This window comes from Vibrio methylphosphonaticus (assembly GCF_023634655.1).
Lineage (GTDB): Bacteria > Pseudomonadota > Gammaproteobacteria > Enterobacterales > Vibrionaceae > Vibrio > Vibrio methylphosphonaticus.
Genome location: NZ_JAMKMS010000061.1, coordinates 1 through 1113, shown reverse-complemented (window position 1 = coordinate 1113; position 1113 = coordinate 1). Strand labels below are relative to the sequence as shown.

The following is a 1113-nucleotide window of genomic DNA, read 5'->3' as shown; positions in this document are numbered from 1 at the left end:
TTTGTCCAAAAATGAGTTTCAAGAGTGGGGGGGACAAATTAGAGGCTATTCGTCCCGAAAGATGAATCTCAACCTATATGATTTTTAGTTACATATTTGCTACATGAAAATAGAGATTTTAATCTAAGTTGCTGAATTTAATTAACTTGTCTATAAGTTTTTGCGCATTAAGCGTGCGTTATATTTCTAAGGAGATAATGTGAAAAAGTTCGAGCTACTATATAAGTTTCGAGAGGTGAATGATTACAGTCTAAACTCAATTAATGAGAATACACTATGGTTTTCACATGTTGATGACTTTAATGATCCATTCGAGTTGTTTTATAAAATAACATCAGGAATTACTGAAGATAATATAACAGAGGCTTTAGATTTGTATTTTACATTCGCACAGAGCCAAGGTATGCGACTAGCATCTCTAAAAGAAGATATTCTTCCTTATATATCTCATTCTTCAGCGTATGTTAAGTCGACCGTTATTAATATGATCTCTCAGGAAATACTACGATTACAGCAAGATAAAATAGAAAAAGTAAAAACAGACTATAAAATATTTAGTTTATCATTTGAAAATAATCATCCTTTGCTTTGGGGGCATTACGCTAACGGTTTGAAAGGTATGTGTATTGAATATGACCTGAATAGGCAAAAAGAACCATTAAATCTAGGGTATTGTCCTGTAGAGTATTTAGTTAAGCCTTATATAATAAATCTCCTAAATTTTTTCAAAAGAATCATACCATTTCAACTTATAGTGAGAAAATTTTTGCTACTAAAAATGAAGTTTGGACCTATGAGAAAGAATTTCGTCTTATTTCGGATAATGAAAAGATGGCTGGAAATAAATACCAATTAAATAATGATGTTATTCGATCAATTATTATAGGTGAAAAATGCCAATAGACGATCAGCTTAAAGTTAAAAATACTATTGGTGGTCGAGATATTAAGCTATTGCAGTCCCTTCTGATTTTAGGATTGATATAGTTGAGTACGAAATATAACAAATGCATCAACACGATTTACTACATTCGTCATTCTAGATTTCTTTTGGTTTACCGTATTAAGTGGTAAATTTGAGCTTAATCTGCATGGTAGCAAACGCGTTATGCAG

Annotated in this window: 1 protein-coding gene; it reads left to right on the top strand. The window is 31.3% G+C overall.

Annotated elements, in window-relative coordinates; genetic code table 11:
* Nucleotides 1-199: 199 nt before the first annotated feature.
* Entirely contained in the window at nucleotides 200-856 is a 657-nt protein-coding gene (locus tag M9196_RS23225; protein WP_250619875.1) for a DUF2971 domain-containing protein, read from the top strand.
* The last annotated feature ends 257 nt before the right edge of the window (nucleotides 857-1113 follow it).